Raw genomic sequence first — 19,753 nt, 5'->3', positions numbered from 1 at the left:
AAAAGAGACATGCAAAATGCACATCTCTTTTCAAAATCTCACGGATGAGATTGCTTCGTTCCTCGCAATGACGCCGAAGGGACTAGTATCTATAAGTATCTGGTTTGAAAGGACCTTCTACTGCAACACCGATATAATCTGCTTGGTGTTGGTCTAAAACGTCTAATTCTACACCGATTTTTTCTAAGTGTAAACGAGCAACTTTTTCGTCTAGGTGTTTAGGCAACACATAAACTTTGTTTTCGTATTTACCTGGGTTAGTCCACAATTCTAATTGAGCTAAAGTTTGGTTAGTAAACGAGTTACTCATTACAAAACTTGGGTGACCAGTTGCGCAACCTAAGTTAACCAAACGACCTTCAGCCAAAACGATTACGTCTTTACCATCGATTGTGTATTTGTCAACTTGTGGTTTAATTTCCACTTTAGTATCGCCATAAGCACCATTTAGCCAAGCCATGTCAATTTCATTATCGAAGTGACCGATGTTACAAACGATAGCTTTGTCTTTTAATGCTCTGAAGTGTTTTTCACGAACGATATCACAGTTACCAGTTGTAGTTACAACGATATCTGCTTCTTTAATTGCCGTGTCTAAACGTTTAACTTCGTAACCTTCCATTGCAGCTTGTAAAGCACAAATCGGGTCAATTTCAGTAACGATAACACGTACGCCTTGTGAGCTTAAAGACTCAGCAGAACCTTTACCCACATCGCCATAACCGCAAACAACAGCTACTTTACCAGCCATCATTACGTCAGTAGCACGACGAATTGCGTCTACTAATGATTCGCGACATCCGTATTTGTTATCGAATTTAGATTTAGTTACAGAATCGTTAACGTTGATTGCAGGTAAGTGCAATGTTCCGTTTTTCATTCTTTCATATAAACGGTGAACACCTGTTGTAGTTTCTTCAGATAAACCTTTAATAGCTGCAATAAGCTCTGGGTATTTATCGAAAACCATATTGGTTAAATCGCCACCATCATCTAAAATCATGTTTAATGGTTTACGGTCTGGACCGAAGTGTAAAGTTTGTTCAATACACCAATCAAAATCAACTTCGTTTAAACCTTTCCAAGCATAAACTTGAATGCCAGCAGCAGCGATTGCAGCAGCAGCGTGGTCTTGAGTTGAGAAAATGTTACATGATGACCAAGTAACTTCTGCACCTAATTCTACTAAAGTTTCAATTAAAACTGCAGTTTGAATGGTCATGTGCAAACAACCCGCAATACGAGCGCCTGCTAAAGGTTTAGATGGTCCGAATTCTTTACGTAAACTCATCAAGCCTGGCATTTCTGCCTCTGCTAATCCGATTTCTTTACGGCCCCATTCTGCCAGTGAAATGTCCTTAACTTTGTAAGGGATGTACGTTGTCTCTACTGATGACATAATTATTTGTTTTTAAATATGATGCAAAGGTAAACCATTCCCTTATCAATAACAAAAAAGTAGCCGTTAGAAGATTAAACCTTATTTTAAACTGACAATAAAATATTTCCCTTATTTTTACAGCATAAGGGCTAAACTTTCAATGACCGACCATTACTTTAATCATTCGCTTGTTAGATTACACTATTATAAATTTGGTAATGGGCCAAAGGCGATGTTATGTTTCCACGGTTTCGGTATGCACGGCAAGCAGTTTTCTATTTTAAAAGAAAAGTTTGGGAACGATTATACCTTTTATGGTTTCGACCTATTTTTTCATAAGGAAACTAAGTTGCAGAATCAGTCTATAGAACATTTAAAAAAAGGAATTTCAAAAACTGAATTTTGTAAGCTTATTATTGATTTTTGTGATGCTCATCAAATTGATAGGTTTTCTGTCATGAGTTATTCTTTAGGTACTTATTATGCTACGGTGCTTGCAGAGTTTGAAGCAAAAAGGATAGATAAGCTCTTTATATTAGCGCCTGCATTTTTAAAAACTTTGCCTATTATTAAAGTTTTCGCTAAAAACAAGTTTGCGAACTTATTTTTTAGGAAGCTTTTTTTAAGTGAGCATGGTATTAGCATAGCATTAAATTTATTCAGAAGAATCAGGATTTTTGATTTGAAAAGTTATCATATTTTGCAAAAGGAGATGGCAACTGCCGAATTGCGTTATGCATTTTATGCAAATGTTACTTATTTGCGCCATTTAGAAACTAAGCCAAGTGATTTAATCAAAGCGCTAAATCTTAACCAGGTAAAATGTTATTTTGTATTTGGAGAAAGGGATAAAATGTATCCACAGCATCTGGCTGATGAAATAATACCACAATTGAATTTTGGCAGCAAAATTATTTTAGACGAAGACCACGATATGGTGAATAAAAATCTTCCTTCAAAAATTTATAGTTTAATTTATGATAATTAAGCCAAAACCATTTAGTCCGAAAATGATACTTTTTTTGGGTAGAATTTTAACCTGGTTCATGGGCTGGAAATTTAATAAGTTAAAAATTCATGATGCAGAAGTACTAAAAGATCATTCTTATGTGTATATGTGCAACCATTTTGGGTTTTGGGATGGGTTTTTTGCCTGTTATTTTTGCTTAAAATCAATTTATAAGCAAGAACCTAATTTAAAAGGGTTTTACATGATGTCTTTAGAAGCGCAAATGAAAAAAAATATGTGGTTGAGGCGAATTGGTTGTTTTTCTATTGCTCCAGGCACAAAATCGGTAAGTGAGAGTTTAGACTATGCTGCTGAAATTTTAAATGAGCCTGGGCATTTATTTGTTTTGTTTCCGCAGGGCGATTTAGAATCTTGTCACGTAGATTATATTAATGTTAAACCAGGCATTGCTGAAATTTTGAAGCGAGTAAAAGGTAGCTGTCAGTTGATTTGGAGCTCAAATATGATAGAATATTTTGAGAGCTTAAAACCATCAGTTACTTTTCATGGATTAAACTGTGGAACTAACCACGATTTTAATTTGGAGAAATTAACTAAGGAGATTAATGAGCATCACAAAGCTTCCATTAAAAAACAGTTTAGATTTAAGAATAGAGTTTAAAGACATTTGAAAAACTATTAAGTATTCGTTTATGATGGTTAGCGAGGGTAAAGGCTTTATTCATTGGTTGCAAAATCATTTGTTGGCTTGCCCGATGAAACAAACATTTGGCTTTGATTGCCCTGGTTGTGGTTTACAACGTTCCTTTATTGCCTTAATTCAAGGAGATTTGATAGGTTCATTTAAACTTTACCCTGCAACAATCCCCTTTTTATTTGTAATTATCTTTTCCATAGTTCATTTAAAGGCAGATTTTAAGTCTGGTGCACAAATTATAAAAATAGCAGTCGGATTTGTAGCAATCATTATCCTAATCAATTATATTTATAAAATATTTACACATCAATTAATTTAACGCTATGTCTGAAGAACAATTAGAACCACAAGAAACACCACAGCCAATTCAACCACCAACACCGCCACAAAATAATCCATTTCCACAGGGCGGAGGATTTAACGGAATGCAACAGAATTTGCCAAATGCCACTATTTCACTGATTTTAGGAATTTTATCAATTCCCGGTTGCTGCTGCTACGGTATTTTGGGTTTAATTTTGGGTATTGTTGCATGGGTATTAGGAGCGGGTGAAGTGAAGAAATTCAACTTAAATCCAAATGCTTATACAGCTTCATCATTAAAAAATGCAAAAGCAGGTAAAGTATGTGGTATCATTGGAACTGTTTTAGGTTCAATATATCTATTAATAATTATTGTTATGATTGCAATGTTTGGTTTCGCTGCTATTCAAGACCCTAATTTTGCTAAAGAGTTTGTAGAAAACATGAAATAATTGTTTTATTATCAAATAACTGAGGGATGCCAAGAATATTGGTATCCCTTTTCTTATGGCTGTAAGTCAGCAGATTGTTATTTTATGATGCAATAATTTTTGACGCATAATCTTTATTATCTTTGCATATTAATTAATAAAAGAGAAAAAGATGTATCCTGAATATTTAGTAGAACCTATGCGTGCTGAGTTAACCAACGTAGGTTTTGAAGAATTAAAATCTGCAGAAGCAGTAGATAGCGCAATTAAAGGCGAAGGAACTGTATTTGTTGTAGTAAACTCTGTTTGTGGTTGTGCAGCAGCAAATGCTCGTCCAGCAGCTAAAATTGCAGCAGCAAATGCTAAACACCCAGATAAATTGGTAACAGTTTTTGCTGGTATGGAAAAAGAAGCGGTTGATAAAGCTAGAGGTTATATGATGCCTTTCCCTCCATCATCTCCTTCAATGGCGTTATTTAAAGATGGTAAATTGGTGCACATGATAGAGCGCCATCAGATTGAAGGACGCCCTGCGCAAATGATAGCCGATAGCTTAATTGGTGCGTTTGAGCAGTATTGCTAAGGTAATTTTTCCTAAATACATAAACCCATCTTGTTCTATAGGATGGGTTTTTTATTGAAATCTGCCTTTCAACGGTTAATATAATTGCGATATTGAGTTACATCACCCTGAATTTTTCAGAAGTTTAAATTGATTTTAGCCTTCAAGAGAGCTTCGCTGTTTATTTCAGGGTCTTTTTGGCAGGAAAGATGCTGAAATAAATTCAGCAGGACGTATCGGTTAAGCTAAATGCCCTAAAAATCTTTATTGAGTAGCTTCTCTAATTCCCCGAAAGAAACATTCATTCTCACCCTGCCTTGTTTGGCATAAGCAATTTCTCCAGTTTCTTCAGAAATGATAACGGCTACAGCATCGGTAGTTTCAGAAACTCCAATTCCTGCTCTGTGCCTTAAGCCGAAATGGGTTGGTAATTTATCGTTATCTGTTAATGGTAGAATACAACTGGCACTTTTAATCTTATTTTCAGAAATAACTACAGCACCATCATGCAACGGACTATATTTTTGAAATATACTTTCCAATAACCTTTTAGAAATTTTAGAGTCGATAATTTCGCAACTATTATTAAAAAGTTCATCATCATAAAACTTAACGAAAACGATTAAGGCACCAGTTCTTGTTTTTTTCATGCTCTTACAAGCATCTATAATTGGCTTAATCCTAATTAGGTTATCTCGTTCTAAATCTTTGCTGCCAAATAAATAACCCCACCAAGCTTTGTTTTTTTGTAAGGATGTGCTTTTTCCTATGTGTAGTAAAAATCTTCTAATCTCTGGTTGGAAAATAATGACCAATGCCATGATACCAACTGCCATAAATTTGTTAATGATAGCAGATAACAAATCCATGTGAAGGCTTTTCACTAGGTGGTAAAACAAGAATATGATGAGTAAGCCTAGCAGTAGATTTACCGCAAGCGTATTTTTGATTAAGCTGTAAATGTAATAGATTAAAATAGCTACAACGATAATATCAATTGCACTAATCCACGTAAATTTCAGAAAATCAAAATCAAGACCTTTCATTGTGCCTAAGTTAATTAATTAAAGGGTTTTAATCAATTAAAAAAGCTGTTATTCGGCAAAAATGAAATTTAGCGTTAAAATGTTTGTCGGAAATGAAAATATGGGCGGATGATTAAGGATTTTTAATTCTTTCTGTCAGTTTTATACATTCCACTGCTTCTTTTACATCGTGAACCCTTAAAATTGAAGCTCCTTTTAGTAAAGCTGCTGTGTTTAGTATGCTTGTCCCGTTTAAAGCATCAGCTGATTTATTATTCAAGACCTTAGTTATCATCGATTTCCTAGAAAAACCTACTAACATTGGTAATTCAAAAATTGAAAAACTTTGCAGTTGTTGCAAAACTTCATAATTGTGTGTAATTGTTTTTGCAAATCCGAAGCCAGGGTCAATAACAATATCTTTTACTCCTAATTTTTTTAGCGTTGAGATTTTTTCAGAGAAATAATTTAAAACATCTAATGTTACATTTTCGTATGTGGGATTTTCCTGCATGTTTTGAGGAGTTCCTTTCATGTGCATCATTACGTAAGGAACTTGCAATTTGGCAACTGTTTCAAACATAGCGCTATCTAAATTGCCAGCAGAAATATCATTAATCATATGGGCACCCGCATTAATGCTTTCTTCTGCAACCTTGGCCCTAAATGTATCTATCGAAATCAGTGATTCAGGAAATTCTTTAGCAATTGCCTCAACTATAGAGATTAACCGTTGCAACTCTTCATCTTCACTAACATCTGCTGCACCAGGACGAGAAGAGTAAGCACCAATGTCTATAAATTTTGCGCCTTCATTTATGAATCTTTCAGTTGTTTTTAAAGCCTCATCAATGTTGCTTATTCGGCTGTTTCCATAAAATGAATCAGGGGTAATATTTAAGATAGCCATTACCACTGGGGTACTTAAATCTATCAGTTTCCCTTTGCTATTTAGTGTTACTTTTCGGTTTAAAAATGTATCTTTAGCCATCATTTAATACAAAAATAGGTATTAAAATAGCTTTAAACTAAATATTTTAATTGTTTTGGCAGTAAACACATCACACGAGTACGATAGCGTAATAGCGGTATGTAAATCGCTTTTTTTAAAGAAGACAAAAGATTATGGAACGGCTTGGCGCATTCTTAGGCCTTCGTCTATAACCGACCAAATTTTTATTAAGGCGCAACGTATTCGTACGCTCGAAGAAAAGAAAGTTTCTAAAGTGGGAGAGGACATTACCTCAGAATATATTGGTATTGTAAATTACTGTGTAATTGCAATGCTTCAATTAGATTTAACCGATAGCGACCCTAATGAAATGGAAGTTGAGTTGGTAGAAAATCTTTTTGATAAAAGAGTTAATGAAACTAAAGAATTGATGTTTGCTAAAAACCACGATTATGGTGAAGCTTGGAGAGATATGCGAATTAGTTCTTTAACTGATTTGATATTGATGAAGATATTTAGGGTTAAGCAAATTGAGGACAACTTAGGCCAAACGGTTGCTTCTGAAGGTGTAAAAGCAAATTATCAAGATATGTTAAACTATGCAGTTTTTGCATTGATTAAACTTGGCGTTAAATAACGGTTATCTGTTAAAGGTTACGAGTTACAGTCTAGGCTGTAAAAAATAAACGTCTAAAAATAGGAATTAAACTATGTCTCAATTCTCATATCTCAATTCTCACATCTAATTATGCAAAAAGTAGCTCTAAATTTCTCTAGGTGGTTTGTCGGAATTTTATTCATCTTTTCGGGCCTAATCAAGGCTAATGACCCACTTGGCTTTGGCTATAAACTACAGGAATACTTTGAAGTTTTCCATATGGATTTCCTAAACAGTTGGGCAACTGGTATAGCCATCATTTTATGTGTTTTAGAAATTGTTTTGGGTGCCTTACTGCTATTTGGCTTTTGGAAAAATCAAGTTACAAAGGGTTTACTTGGCTTGATCCTATTTTTTACGTTCCTAACATTTGTTTCTGCAGCATTTAAAGTTGTAACTTCTTGTGGTTGTTTTGGAGATGCTATTCCGCTAACACCTTGGCAGTCGTTTACTAAAGATTTAATCCTTTTGGTATTGATTGTTTACCTATTCATCAACAGGGAAAGGATAAATCCAATAACCACTAATGTGAAATTACAAAAAAGCTTATCTATTGGAGTTTTTGCAGCTTCATTATTATTTGGAATTTATACCTATAATTTCCTTCCAATCATAGATTTTCTACCTTATAAAGTTGGTTCAAGTATTCCAGAATCGATGAAACTTCCGCCAGGTGCGGCGCAAGATGAGTACTTGATTATGTACCAGCTTAAGAACAAAAAAACTAACGAAACCAAAACAATGAGCGATAAAGATTACATGGCTCAAGAAATTTGGAAGGATGAAAACTGGGAAGTTGTAGGTACACCCGATAGGAAGTTAATTAAAAAAGGCTACGATATTAAAATCAAAGATTTATTAATTACTGATGCATCGGGAACAGATTATACTAAAGAAATTGTAGAAAATCCATATTATAATTTAGTTGTTGTAGCCTATAATTTAAAAGATGCGAATGAAAAGGCAGTTCAAGAAATTAATGCTTTAGCTTTAAATGCTACTGACCAATTTAACATCAGAACAGTTTTATTGACCTCAAATTCTGCTCAAGACGCAGATGCTTTTAGTAAGAAAAATAAACTTTTTGCTGAGGTGTTTTATGCTGATGCTGTTCCGCTTAAAAGTATGGTAAGAGCAAATCCTGGTGTTTTATTATTGAAAAATGGCGTGATTATTAATAAATGGCATTTCCAAACCTTACCCTCATTCGATAAGTTATCAGAAAAGTATTTTAGTAAATAAATGGGAGCATACGCATTAAGAAAATTACTTTATGGCTTCGCAGTAATGGGAGGTGTAATTTTAGTGGTTTTTGTGCTGTTTAATATTTTGCCTGGCGACCCAGCTAGAATGACAATGGGTCAGCGTTCAGATGTACAATCTCTAGAAGCAGTAAGGAAAGAATTTGGTTTAGACCGTTCTAAACCTGTTCAGTTTTTTCTTTACATCAATGATTTATCTCCACTAAGTATTCATCCATTTACAAAAGAAAATCAGGAGAAATATCATTACCAAAAGCTTTTTAAAGTTGGGAATGATGTTGTAGTAATTAAAGTGCCTTATTTGAGAAGGTCATATCAAACTAAAAGAGATGTAACAACTATCCTTTCAGAAACTGTACCTAATACGTTTGTACTAGCGCTTACTGCAATGATTTTTGCAACGATAATTGGTGTTTTACTGGGTGTTGTTTCGGCAGTGCACCAGGGAACTTGGATTGATAATTTAGCAAACGCATTTGCTATTTTAGGTATTTCTGCTCCATCCTTTTTTGCAGGAATTATCATCGCTTGGTTATTTGGATTTCTATTGGCAGATTACACAGGTTTAAATATGAGTGGTAGTTTATATAGCTACGACCCTTTCAAAGGACAAATTATCACTTGGAAAAACCTATGGTTGCCAATGGTTACTTTAGGATTAAGGCCATTAGCAATTATAGTTCAGTTAACACGCAGTGCGATGTTAGATGTGCTGGCTCAAGATTACATCCGTACGGCTAGAGCTAAAGGATTAGGTCGTTATGCAATAATTTATAAACACGCATTAAGAAATGCCTTAAATCCTGTTATTACGGCAATTTCTGGTTGGTTCGCTTCTTTATTGGCTGGTTCTTTCTTTGTTGAATATATTTTTGGTTATAATGGCCTAGGTAGAACAACAGTTACAGCTTTAGAAATGTCTGATTTCCCAGTTGTAATGGGCTCTATATTATTCATCGCTTTTGTGTTTGTCGTAGTAAATATATTAGTGGATTTATTATATGCTTGGGTAGACCCGAGAGTGAAGCTTTCATAGATTTGCGAAGTGAGATATGAGATTTGAGACCAGTTTGCCAAAACAATAAAACAATTTATCTATACAACAATATTTTAGAATGAAAGTCTTCCTTATCGGATTCATGGGCTGCGGGAAAAGTACCAAAGCAAAACAGTTAGCTGCAAGATTAGAATGCCCAGTAATTGATTTAGATGCTGTAATTGTAGCGCAAGAAGGGAAAACCATTGCCGAATATTTTGAGGCTTATGGAGAAGCTTCATTCCGTGAGTTAGAGAGTAAAACCTTAAAAACTTATCCTTATCCAGAAACTTGTGTTGTGGCAACTGGCGGAGGTTTGCCTTGCTTTTTTGATAACATGGATTGGATGAATGAAAATGGCAAAACTGTTTATTTGCACATGGAACCTTCGATGTTGGTTTCACGTTTGCATAACCGCCAAAAAAGACCTTTGATAAAAGATTTTGATGATGAGCAACTTTTAGCTTTTATAGAAAAGAAGCTTGCAGAAAGAGACCCATTTTATACTAAAGCTCAGTTGATTATCAACGCTTTTGATTTGGATGCGGAAACTTTGGAAGAACGTTTAAAAGAAAATTAGTTCATTGGTTCAATTGTTCATTAGTTGTTTTGTACTCCAAACTCTCAACTCCAAACTACTTAGTCATATCATCAAACTGCTCTTCGATATATTTAATCTTTGTTTTGCCGTGTGGTGTTGGCTCACCGTAATCGTTAATGTTTACAAAGACAATTTTATCAATTGTTAAAATGCTCTTGCGGGTAATTTTATTTCTTACCTCGCAACACATTGTGATAGAAGTTGTACCGAATGATGTAGCTGTCATTCCCAACTCAATAATATCTCCAAGTTTACCAGAACTTACAAAGTTAATCTCAGACATATACTTGGTTACAACCTTTGGATTTTCGAGCTGTACAATCGCATAGATTGCTGCTTCTTCATCAATCCATTTTAAAAGGCTACCACCAAATAAGCCGCCATTAGGATTTAAGTCTTCGGGTTTTATCCATTTACGAGTGTGAAAATTCATAAGCTTTGAGATTTAAGCTAAGATAAGAAACTGGACAAGCACATTCGTAAATAAATCGTCATATATCGATATAGAGGGGATAACTTAGAACCTACAATCAAGAAATTCAAAGATTTCTCAATCGCGAAAGCTCATTTCGAAATGACGACATTTTAGAATCCTAAAATCATCCCATCCAAAAAATCCTAATAAAGACAATTACTTCAACTCGCTCAAATAAGCTTGTGTTTGTTTTTCAATTGCCAAAGTTGCAACCTTAATTGTTGAACCTATTCTAGTGGTTTTTGGAGCAACAGCCATGGTTCCAATAGTAGCTAATGCATCGGTATAATATTTACCCCAAACCTCAATGATATGTTTTTCATCGGCTACTGTTTTGCCATCGGCGATAGCTTTTTTACTCAACTCAAACTCAGTTTTTAAGCGAACTAATGCATCATTTTTTACTTGGGCAACAGTAGCTGATGCCGTATTTTCATCAGCAGTTACTAAAGTATAAGCAGCCGTTAATGCACAAACGCCAACATTTTTCATTGTTGTAGCAGAAACAGCACCTATTCTATCATTGTCAGTGTGGTAAAATACATCAGTAAAGTGCCACATCAATAAACCTGGAATTTTATTCTGTAAAAATGGAGTATGATCACTTCCACCTTCAAAAGGATTGTAATTAACTACCCAATTAGCAAACTTGCCTTGCGTTTTGCAGATGTCAAAAATGAAATCGTTGTAGTAGTGCGGAAAAAGGTCTTTCTCTTTCACATCACCAGCACCCCATTCGCTGTGTTTATCGGTGCCACGCGTCCAAATTGCAGAAGGGTCTGGCATTTTTTCCAACAAGAAAGTACCACCAGTTTTTTCAGTGTCTTCACCAACCATGTCTAAGCTCATTCCCCACAAAATTCCTTTCGCTCTTGTGGTATCTTCAACTATATACCTTCTGGTAGATACAATTTCATCGCCCCATAAAAATGTTAAAGTACGTTGAGGTTTTAATTTGCCAGATTTAATCAATGTAGCAGTTACTCTTGCCATTTCTGCCAAAGTACCAACGCCTGTTGCATTATCATTCGCCCCAGGTTCTTGTACATGAGCACTATAAACAAAACGTTCATCAGGTTTTACACTTCCTTTTACATTTGCAACAATGGTTAATTCTTCAGCTTTGTAAATCTTAGTTTCAATATTAACTTTTAATTCTACTTTTCCTTTTAAACAAGCAGCTTTCAGTTTTTCCTTCACGCCATAAGATAAAAACAGCGACCAAATTCCTGCATTTGCGGGCATACTTCCAAACGAAATAGAAGTCTGGTGTTTTTCTGGCTGATTATATTTAGGAACCGAATAACCCATTACTCCAATTGCACCAGCTTTTGCTGCCATTGAAATTAATCTTCCTGCAGCAGCATCTGCAAATACGATTTTTCCTTTTAAATCTTTTCCTTCCAAATCTGCAGCAGCTCCTTTGCCCACAAAAATTACTTCTGCGGTAATTCCTCCAACAGGTGTTGATGGACAATTAATTGGAATCATGTTGCGATTAGTCTGATAGGCAATTAGTGGTAACGACTCGCCAACTATGGTTACACTTGCATTTACTGGCTCCCAAGTATTTCTATTCATTGGGCGTTTTTCAATGCGATAAGTCATTGGCGCCTCAAACTCATTGTTTTTTTGTTCAACAAAGCCAGCTTTTTTCAATATATCTTCCACATGGTGGATGCTGGCATTAAAACCAGTATTGCCTGGTATTCTAAAATATTTTTCTACGAAAGCAGTAGTTTCATATGCATTTTTCTCGTTGAAGTTAGCACGTGTGAGCTTGAAATAATTAGCAGTTTGATTTTGTGCAAAGGCACTAATGGATAATAGAATTAAAGCAAAAAAAAGAATTCTTTTCATAGGTCGTTTCTAAAGTCGAAAGGTAATAAGTTTATTGTGAAAAATAATTATCAAATTGCCTAACTCTGTAAATTTATCTTTATAAACGCTTGGCGCATTAATTGCGTTTAATAACCATAAAATACAATATAGAATTGTCATGTTAAAAAAAACCATCATCACGCTCGCCATTATATTAGCCGTTTTGTTTGCAGCTGCGGCTTGTATCCCCTTAATTTTTAAAAAGGAGATTGTTGCTAAAGTAAAATCATCTATAAATGATAAGGTAAACGCTAAGGTAGATTTTGCAGAATTTGATTTAAGCCTAATTACTTCTTTCCCCAATTTGGGTATAGAATTGAACAATTTAACTGTTGTTGGAACCGATAGTTTTGCGAAGGACACATTGGCAAATATTAAACAACTTAAGTTAAATCTCAATTTAATGAGTGTAATTAAAGGCGAGACCTACGAAATTAACTCTGTTAATTTGGATGAACCTATAATTTATGCTAAGGTTTTAAAAAGTGGTAAAGCCAATTGGGATATCATGAAGCCAGATAGTTCAACAACAAAAGTTGATACGGCTAAAACAACATTCAAAGCTGCACTTCAAAAGTATACCATTGAAAATGGGAAGATTACTTATGATGATGCTTCCCTAGGATTTTTTATGCAAGCCGAAAATCTAAATCATAATGGTAAGGGCGATTTTACTCAAGATATTTTCACCTTAAATACTCAATCTGATATAGAAAAATTAACCGTTAAATATGGAGGTATTCCATATTTAAACAAAGTGAAATTGGATGCAGGACTGCCTTTGGACATCGATATGAAACAGATGAAATTCACTTTCGGCGAAAACAAGATTAAGCTAAATGAACTACTGCTTTCTGCTGTTGGTTATTTGGCAATGCCGAATGAGAATGATATGGTAATGGACTTTAAATTTGATGCTCAAAAATCTGATTTGAAAAACTTTCTTTCTTTAATCCCGGCTATTTATGCTGCTAATTTTAAGGATTTAGAAGCAACAGGGAAATTTGCAATGAACGGAACTGCAAAAGGTACATATAACGATAAATCCATTCCTGCCTTTAACGTAAACTTGGCTATTGAAAATGGTAAAATCAAGTATCCTTCTTTGCCATCTGCGATAAATAACATTCAAGTTAAATCTACTATCTCTAATCCTGATGGAGTTTTGGACAATACAGTTGTAAATGTTCCAGCGTTCCATTTAGAGTTTGGTGCAGCACCAATTGATGGTCGTTTGCTAGTTAAAAATCCAATGACAGACCCATTTGTTGACATGGCTTTAAAAGGGAATTTAGATTTAAAACAATTAACAGCCATTTTCCCGATGAAAGATATGACTTTAACAGGTCTTTTAAATGCAGATGTTCAAGCAGCGGGTCGTAAATCTTCAATTGATAAAGGTCAATATCAAGATTTTAAAGCAAGCGGACAAATGCAAGCTAGCAACTTTGTTTACACTGGGAAAAATGTGCCTATGCCGGTTAGTGTGCCATCGGCGAAGATGAGTTTTAGTCCACAAAATATAACGCTAAGCAATCTGGTTGCAAAAGTGGGTAAAAGTGATTTTGCTGCCAATGGTACAATTAATAATTATTTGAGCTATGTATTTAAGAAAAATCAGTTATTAAAAGGGAATTTCAATTTAACATCAAATTTAATAGATGTGAACGAGTTGATGGGCCCGCCAAAAGCAACTGCAGAAACAAAAGCAGCAGATGCAAAAATGACAGTTTTTGAAGTGCCTGCAAATATTGATTTTAATCTTGGTGTAAAAGCGGCTAAGGTTAATTACGATAAGTATGACATCAGCAATGCGAAAGGGGCTTTACAAGTAAAAGATAAAACTGTTTATTTTAAGGATATGGCGTTAAATATGTTAGCTGGAACTGTAAAAATGAATGGCTCTTATGCAACTGTAGACCCTAAAAAACCAAAAGTAGATATTGATTTTGGTATAGAGAAAATGGATATACAGCAAGCATTTAATGCTTTTAATACCATTAAATTATTAGCTCCAGTAGCTAAGTTTACTAAAGGAACATTTTCTACTAACTTAAAATTCGATTCAGATTTAGACCAAAATATGATGCCGATTTATTCTTCAATAAACGCTGAAGGTTTAACAAATATCATTCAGGCTTTGGTAGAAGGTTTTGAGCCTGTAAATAAATTAGCCGCAGCTTTAGGCTCAACGGATATGAAAAAGATAGAGTTAAATAATGTTCTAACTAAATTTAAGATTGCAAATGGTCGTTTAAATGTTTCTCCATTTGATATTAAGGCCAAGGGCATTGTCATGAATGTAGCTGGTTCAAATGGTATAGACCAAACTATGGACTATAATTTAGCTTTAAACGTGCCAAGGGCGATGCTTGGTGCAAGTGCCAATAATGCTGCAAATGCAGTTATTGCAGGTTTAAACAGTAAGGCTGGAACGAATCTATCGATGGGCGAAACAGTAAAGGTTAATGCTGTTTTAGGCGGTACGTTCTTAAAACCAACTATCAAATTAAAATATGGAGCTGGAGATGGCACAGCCAAATCTGCATTGAATACAGTTGTTTCCGAAAAGAAAGCTGAGCTGCAAGCCAAAGCTCAGGAAAAAGTAGACACACTAAAAAAGAAAGCTGTTGAAAAAGCAACTACTGAGATTGGCAATAAATTAAAAGGTTTGTTTGGAAAGAAAAAAACGGAAAATTAAAGCTTTTGTCATTCTGAGTGCAACGAAGAATCTCTGCAATGAATTCTCAGGTGAGATTCTTCACTTCGTTCAGAATGACAAAATTACTTGTCTATCGGTCGGTGTCTCACCGACCGAAATTTTTAACGTTTTCTTCTCATTTGCTGGTCAACAGAAAATGGACCAGAGCCTACAACCCAGAATAGAACCAAAAGAAATAGAACAATTACAGAAAGCCACAATTCTGAATTTAAACCAGAAAAGCCATTTGAAATATTAACAAATAAAATGGCACAAATTAAAATAGGAATTTGAATAACTACGGCAAATCGAGTAACCAAACCAATGGTGATTAAAATGCCGCCAACCAAATGTGCAAAAGCCACCAAATGAATGGCAACACTCGACATCATTTCTGAGAAACCAAAAACATTATTTTTTAACAAGAGTTCTTGCTGTGGACCAGTATCGCTAATTAGCGAAATACCTTTTGTAAAAATTATTAAGCCTAATACGATGCGAACAACATCTAACCATTTTGCGTGATGGGCATCGCCCCAATGCTCAACTTTTTGGATAACGTTCATGATAAACCTCCTTTTCTAAGCTATATGAAGTTACAAAAATTATTGAGATTTGCAAATTTATTTGCTGGTAATGAATGTTTTAACTCCTAATCTAAATTCCCCGCCGCTCGCTCTTTCCTTAATAATTTGGCAAGGTCAACTTTAGGGTTGCTTAACAGGATGATTTGAGTTCCCTTTTCCCTTGCATACTTATTCTCTATTGTTCCAACATTCTTTATCGTTTCAAATAAGGATAAGTCCCTTGTAGAATTTAAATTCTCCACAGTCTTTATTCTGATTACTGTTTTAATCTCTTTGTCTAAATCTAACCAGTTTACATAATCATCAGTAAATGAATTAGCCTGTAAACCTTTAATTTTCGAATAATAATTTATCGCACCAGTTTGGCCATAATTATCACAAAGGATAAAAATGCTTTTTTTATCGGGGATGCTATTATAGATAGAATCAGTTTTAGCTGCTAATTCTTTCCAACCTAACATGTCAGCAAAATCTTGAGATATTGGATGTTTTTTGCCATCTTCCCATGTATGCTCACTGAATGGTTTATGTTGTTCGGCATTCTTAACATACGTTTCTGGTGTATATATTGGCATTGATGTTTTTAACAGGCCATAAAAGAAAAATAAGATAATCGCAAAAGCCAAATAACGTAAATAAATCTTCCAGCCTTTATCCAACAGCAAACTCAAATAAACAGCACCAAAGGCGAAGAAAATAGGATATAAGCCAATTGCATAATAATCTTTTGCTTTGAAGTAGATAAATAACGCTATCGTAAAAATATAAACAGCTGCCAAAAAACGATAAGGTTTAAATGGAGCATAGCTGAAAAAAGAAATGAAAGCTGCGATAAGAATAAAGATAGACCCAATAAAAAAGAAAACCTGTTCTTTTAAAAAATCCATTCTGTTTACATGAACTAATTGTGTATCTGCCAATTCTTTCATGTGTTTTAATACAGGAAAATCATTCTGTAATTGCCATATCAGGTTTGGACTTATCAATGCCAATGCTAAAAGAATGGCGTAATAAAACTGAGCTTTTAAGAATAATGCTCTGTGTTTAGTTAATAATAGTGCGGGTAATAATCCCAAAATGCAAAAAACAATGTTGTATTTGTTTAAAAATCCAATAGCAAAGCTGATGGCTAGAAAGTACAGCCACTTGTAATTATTAGTTTGGATGAAACGAATTAATTTAAAGTAAATTAACGTCCAACATAAAATATCCAAGGAATTGGGTTGGTAAAGAATATTTATCCTTAACAAAACCGAACAAAGCAAACCTGTAGCGGCTAGTGTGCAGGCAAATAAACCTCCTTTTAAACTTTCTATTGTTTTCCAAACTACAAGTAAGGTTAGTGCTCCAAATAAGGCTGGAAAGAACTTAATCCAAAAAACAGAATTACCTAATTGAAGTATCAGCCAAGAAATCCAAGAAGTTACTGGCGGAACAGAATGAAATCCCCATGCTAAATGTTTTGCTTGGTCTAAATGCAAAAATTCATCGCGTTGCAACTCATAAACAGGGTTGATGACCACATAATGCAAAACCATTTTTAATAATATAAATAACAAGAGTAAAATGGTTCCTTTTTTCATTAGTGATTTTGTAAGGTGTCTAGCACTGTTTTGTCTTTTTCGCTGTGATTAATAGCATATAAATCTACCAGAAACTTAATCAAGAAAAACGGTAATATAATGGCGTATTTATTAAGTAGACCTAAGCTAAAACTAAAGTTTACAAATTTCCCACTGGTAAACGCCCATAAAAAAGCGCCAAAAATGATAGATAAATGAAGGGTTATCAGGTGCCCACTCATTGCAGTAAATGTTGGAATGGGTTCATCTCTACGCAATGATGTTGACCTGATTTGGAGAATTTCTCGCACAATAGCTATCATTAAACAAACGTTAAATGAAATATCATGGAACATAAATATTTGAACATTTTTAATTAGAGCATCTTTCTCGTCTTGGGCTAAATGGAAAAACAAACCAAATACCAAAACAATAAAAACAGAATAGATAAAAAGAAAGAAAAATCTTGTTTTAATATTGCTGATGGCTTTTTGCCTTGTAAATTCCCTAATATTTTTAGGGTCTTCTCTATGCATTCTAACTTGAATAAGTAATGATACATTGCGGATTAACTCATCAAACCAAAATAAGTAAATGATAAAAAATATACTGGCACTATTATAAATTATGCTATAAATGGCATAGGCGCTAAATAAAAGCATCATAATGATATTGATATTTCGTTGCGCTTTATTCATGTTACCTTTTGCCTGCTCTTTTTTCTAATTCTTCAATTGGCATATTCATCATTCTGCCAACTGGAGTTTTACCTCTATAGGTTATTACTTTTAAAACTTTAGCATCTACAGGAGGAACTAATGGGGTTGTATATTTTGGATAAAATCTATCAGGGAAAGAATTGTCGAAACTATAATAGATATCCAAACCTTCAACCTCTGTTGTTAACGTAATTAATAAATTTCTATCCGCAGTTCTTCTAACCGTAAAAATAGGGTCGTAAACACTTGGAGCATATTTAGTTTCAGCAATATCTAAACGTTTAAAATGTTCTTCAGTACGAGCAAAAAAGTTAGTCCAGTTTTTTTTCTCTTTTGGCGACCAAACCGATTCTGCAATGGCAAAACCTCTCGGCCAAGTCATGTATTCTGCCTGACGAATGTTATAAACCTGTTCAGTCCATAAATTGGCTTGTCCACCTTTGATAAATTTCGGGTCTACACCTGCAGGAACAGGGTCAAACTCATAAGATTTACTTAAACGTAAACTAGCATAAACTTTAGGTTCTGTAATCGCATCAGCTTGCATGTAATCTATGTAGGCAAATTGAGTAGGGCTCATCACTACTTCGTGACCAGCCTTTGCTGCATCAATACCATGTTGCATATTGCGCCAACTCATTACGGCTGCGGTTTGCGAAACACCGCCTTCTAAAACCTCATCCCAAGCCATGAATTTTTTACCTTTAGATTGAATGATAGTTTCTACTCTTCTTTCAAAATAAGCCTGCACTTCTGGAATGGTTTTTAAGCCTTCACGTTTCATCAACTCCTTAATTTGGTCATTCTTCTCCCAAAAATTACGGGCAACTTCATCGCCACCAACATGGATGTATTCAAAAGGGAAAAGCTTAGCAATTTGAGAAAATACAGTATCTAAAAACACGTAAACCTTTTCATTTGCCGGACAAAGCGTATTGTCTACCAGACCTAAAGGTGGCGCACCTCGGCTCCAATCCATAATCTTTTCGCCACTACGTACTTTATAATTTATCGCCTCTGGTGTACATGATAATTCTGGGTAAGAAGCAATGGCTGCCAAGCTGTGTCCAGGCACATCAATCTCAGGCATAATATTTACAAAACGAGCTTTGGCATATTCGACCAATTCTTTTATATCTTCTTGAGTATAAAAACCACCATAATTTCTTGGCTCATCAGCTGTAGGCGTAATAAAATCTCCAAATGTGCCAATGCGTTTTACATTCCAAGCACCAACTTCAGTTAACTTTGGTAAACCTTTAATTTCAATTCGCCAACCTTCGTCGTCAGCTAAATGCAGGTGTAAAATATTGTATTTATAGCGCACCATTGCATCTATATACTGTTTTACTTCTTGTTTGGTAAAAAAATGTCTTGCTACATCGAACATTAAACCTCTCCAACCTAAACGCGGATAATCAGTGACCTCAACACAAGGCATTACCCATTTAACACCTTTAACTTCTTCCTTGCTTTCTATTTCTTTAGGCAATAATTGTATTAACGATTGTACGCCATAAAATAAACCTGCAGGTTTGTTAGCTCTAATTACTACTTGTTTTACCCCAACAGAAAGATGGTATCCTTCAGTACCTATACTTGCATCTTCTGTATCATTTATAATTAATTTGATAGTTGGATTAGCTGCTAGTGGATTGATAACATTTACGTGATATCCTGTAGGTATTGAAAGGCGCTCTTGTAGAAAGGCAATAGTTTGTTTTAATTCTGGAGACTTACCCACTTGAATAGTGATGCTATTAGGCAAAACGAAATGTCCCGCCAGCTTAGTTAAGTTTGCTGGTGCTGGTATAATTGCAATTTCGTTGTTTGCAAAACTTTCTAAATCTGTAGGAGTTTCTGAATTACCTTCTATAGCTTGAGCGAAAACAATGAAATTGATGGATAATAGAAAAATGAATGAAGCAATGAATTTCATAATAGGGATTT

At 34.7% G+C, this 19,753-nt stretch carries 19 protein-coding genes; 10 read left to right on the top strand and 9 right to left on the bottom strand.

Going from position 1 to position 19,753, the window contains the following annotated elements; genetic code table 11:
- Positions 1 to 82 precede the first annotated feature (82 nt).
- Positions 83 to 1,399 (bottom strand): adenosylhomocysteinase, encoded by a 1,317-nt coding sequence (gene ahcY / locus R2Q59_RS10920; RefSeq protein WP_316785526.1) that lies wholly within the window; start codon positions 1,397 to 1,399, stop codon positions 83 to 85.
- Between the two features lie 142 nt (positions 1,400 to 1,541).
- Between ahcY and R2Q59_RS10915 the strand changes: the two genes are divergently transcribed.
- The 5 genes from R2Q59_RS10915 (at position 1,542) to R2Q59_RS10895 (ending at position 4,365) form a co-directional block, all read left to right on the top strand.
- Positions 1,542 to 2,369 (top strand): alpha/beta hydrolase, encoded by an 828-nt coding sequence (locus tag R2Q59_RS10915; protein WP_316785525.1) that lies wholly within the window; start codon positions 1,542 to 1,544, stop codon positions 2,367 to 2,369.
- The gene (locus R2Q59_RS10910; RefSeq protein ID WP_316785524.1) at positions 2,359 to 3,012 is read left to right on the top strand and encodes a 1-acyl-sn-glycerol-3-phosphate acyltransferase; all 654 of its coding nucleotides are present in this window, start codon (positions 2,359 to 2,361) and stop codon (positions 3,010 to 3,012) included. Before R2Q59_RS10915 ends, R2Q59_RS10910 begins: the two co-directional genes overlap by 11 nt.
- Positions 3,013 to 3,043: 31 nt before the next feature.
- Complete coding sequence (locus R2Q59_RS10905; protein WP_316768809.1) at positions 3,044 to 3,367, top strand: DUF2752 domain-containing protein; 324 nt, start codon at positions 3,044 to 3,046, stop codon at positions 3,365 to 3,367.
- 4 nt (positions 3,368 to 3,371) lie between these two features.
- Positions 3,372 to 3,803 (top strand): CCC motif membrane protein, encoded by a 432-nt coding sequence (locus R2Q59_RS10900; protein ID WP_316768808.1) that lies wholly within the window; start codon positions 3,372 to 3,374, stop codon positions 3,801 to 3,803.
- A 151-nt stretch (positions 3,804 to 3,954) separates the two neighbouring features.
- Positions 3,955 to 4,365 (top strand): BrxA/BrxB family bacilliredoxin, encoded by a 411-nt coding sequence (locus tag R2Q59_RS10895; RefSeq protein WP_131552328.1) that lies wholly within the window; start codon positions 3,955 to 3,957, stop codon positions 4,363 to 4,365.
- Between the two features lie 233 nt (positions 4,366 to 4,598).
- On the opposite strand, the gene cdaA is transcribed toward R2Q59_RS10895, so the two are convergent.
- Together cdaA and folP are read right to left on the bottom strand one after the other, a co-directional pair.
- Positions 4,599 to 5,390 carry a diadenylate cyclase CdaA gene (gene cdaA / locus R2Q59_RS10890; RefSeq protein ID WP_316768804.1) on the bottom strand — a complete coding sequence of 264 codons (792 nt, stop codon included), beginning with the start codon at positions 5,388 to 5,390 and terminating at the stop codon, positions 4,599 to 4,601.
- 112 nt (positions 5,391 to 5,502) lie between these two features.
- Entirely contained in the window at positions 5,503 to 6,363 is an 861-nt protein-coding gene (gene folP / locus R2Q59_RS10885) for a dihydropteroate synthase (RefSeq protein WP_316768802.1), read from the bottom strand.
- A 52-nt stretch (positions 6,364 to 6,415) separates the two neighbouring features.
- Between folP and R2Q59_RS10880 the strand changes: the two genes are divergently transcribed.
- The 4 genes from R2Q59_RS10880 to R2Q59_RS10865 all read left to right on the top strand — a co-directional run bounded on the left by R2Q59_RS10880 (position 6,416) and on the right by R2Q59_RS10865 (position 9,857).
- Entirely contained in the window at positions 6,416 to 6,958 is a 543-nt protein-coding gene (locus tag R2Q59_RS10880; protein WP_316768800.1) for a DUF1599 domain-containing protein, read from the top strand.
- A gap of 111 nt (positions 6,959 to 7,069) precedes the next feature.
- Positions 7,070 to 8,221, top strand: a complete 1,152-nt coding sequence (locus R2Q59_RS10875) for a BT_3928 family protein (protein WP_316768799.1) — start codon at positions 7,070 to 7,072, stop codon at positions 8,219 to 8,221.
- Complete coding sequence (locus R2Q59_RS10870; protein WP_316785523.1) at positions 8,222 to 9,277, top strand: ABC transporter permease; 1,056 nt, start codon at positions 8,222 to 8,224, stop codon at positions 9,275 to 9,277.
- Positions 9,278 to 9,356: 79 nt separating this feature from the next.
- Complete coding sequence (locus R2Q59_RS10865; protein WP_316768795.1) at positions 9,357 to 9,857, top strand: shikimate kinase; 501 nt, start codon at positions 9,357 to 9,359, stop codon at positions 9,855 to 9,857.
- Positions 9,858 to 9,912: 55 nt separating this feature from the next.
- Here R2Q59_RS10865 and R2Q59_RS10860 read toward each other — a convergent pair whose 3' ends face one another.
- Positions 9,913 to 10,311: an acyl-CoA thioesterase gene (locus tag R2Q59_RS10860; protein ID WP_316785522.1), complete on the bottom strand. Its 399-nt coding sequence runs from the start codon at positions 10,309 to 10,311 to the stop codon at positions 9,913 to 9,915.
- A 198-nt stretch (positions 10,312 to 10,509) separates the two neighbouring features.
- On the bottom strand, positions 10,510 to 12,213 hold the full coding sequence (locus R2Q59_RS10855; protein ID WP_316785521.1) for a M28 family peptidase: 1,704 nt from the start codon (positions 12,211 to 12,213) through the stop codon (positions 10,510 to 10,512).
- A 139-nt stretch (positions 12,214 to 12,352) separates the two neighbouring features.
- Between R2Q59_RS10855 and R2Q59_RS10850 the strand changes: the two genes are divergently transcribed.
- Entirely contained in the window at positions 12,353 to 14,935 is a 2,583-nt protein-coding gene (locus R2Q59_RS10850) for an AsmA-like C-terminal region-containing protein (RefSeq protein WP_316785520.1), read from the top strand.
- A gap of 122 nt (positions 14,936 to 15,057) precedes the next feature.
- Here the strand turns inward: R2Q59_RS10850 and R2Q59_RS10845 are convergent, their stop codons facing one another.
- The 4 genes from R2Q59_RS10845 to R2Q59_RS10830 form a co-directional block, all read right to left on the bottom strand.
- Positions 15,058 to 15,501: a DoxX family protein gene (locus R2Q59_RS10845; RefSeq protein WP_316785519.1), complete on the bottom strand. Its 444-nt coding sequence runs from the start codon at positions 15,499 to 15,501 to the stop codon at positions 15,058 to 15,060.
- Positions 15,502 to 15,587: 86 nt separating this feature from the next.
- Positions 15,588 to 17,105, bottom strand: coding sequence for a glycosyltransferase family 39 protein (locus tag R2Q59_RS10840; RefSeq protein ID WP_316785518.1), 1,518 nt, complete (start codon positions 17,103 to 17,105; stop codon positions 15,588 to 15,590).
- Complete coding sequence (locus tag R2Q59_RS10835; protein ID WP_316785517.1) at positions 17,105 to 17,782, bottom strand: DUF6498-containing protein; 678 nt, start codon at positions 17,780 to 17,782, stop codon at positions 17,105 to 17,107. Before R2Q59_RS10835 ends, R2Q59_RS10840 begins: the two co-directional genes overlap by 1 nt.
- A 1-nt stretch (position 17,783) precedes the next feature.
- Positions 17,784 to 19,742: a beta-N-acetylhexosaminidase gene (locus R2Q59_RS10830; RefSeq protein WP_316785516.1), complete on the bottom strand. Its 1,959-nt coding sequence runs from the start codon at positions 19,740 to 19,742 to the stop codon at positions 17,784 to 17,786.
- Positions 19,743 to 19,753: the final 11 nt, after the last annotated feature.

It is taken from the genome of Pedobacter frigiditerrae (assembly GCF_032678705.1).
In the GTDB taxonomy this organism is placed as follows: Bacteria; Bacteroidota; Bacteroidia; order Sphingobacteriales; family Sphingobacteriaceae; genus Pedobacter; species Pedobacter frigiditerrae_A.
The sequence above is the reverse complement of the archived record's forward strand: the minus strand, read 5'-3'. Positions and strand labels throughout refer to the sequence as shown.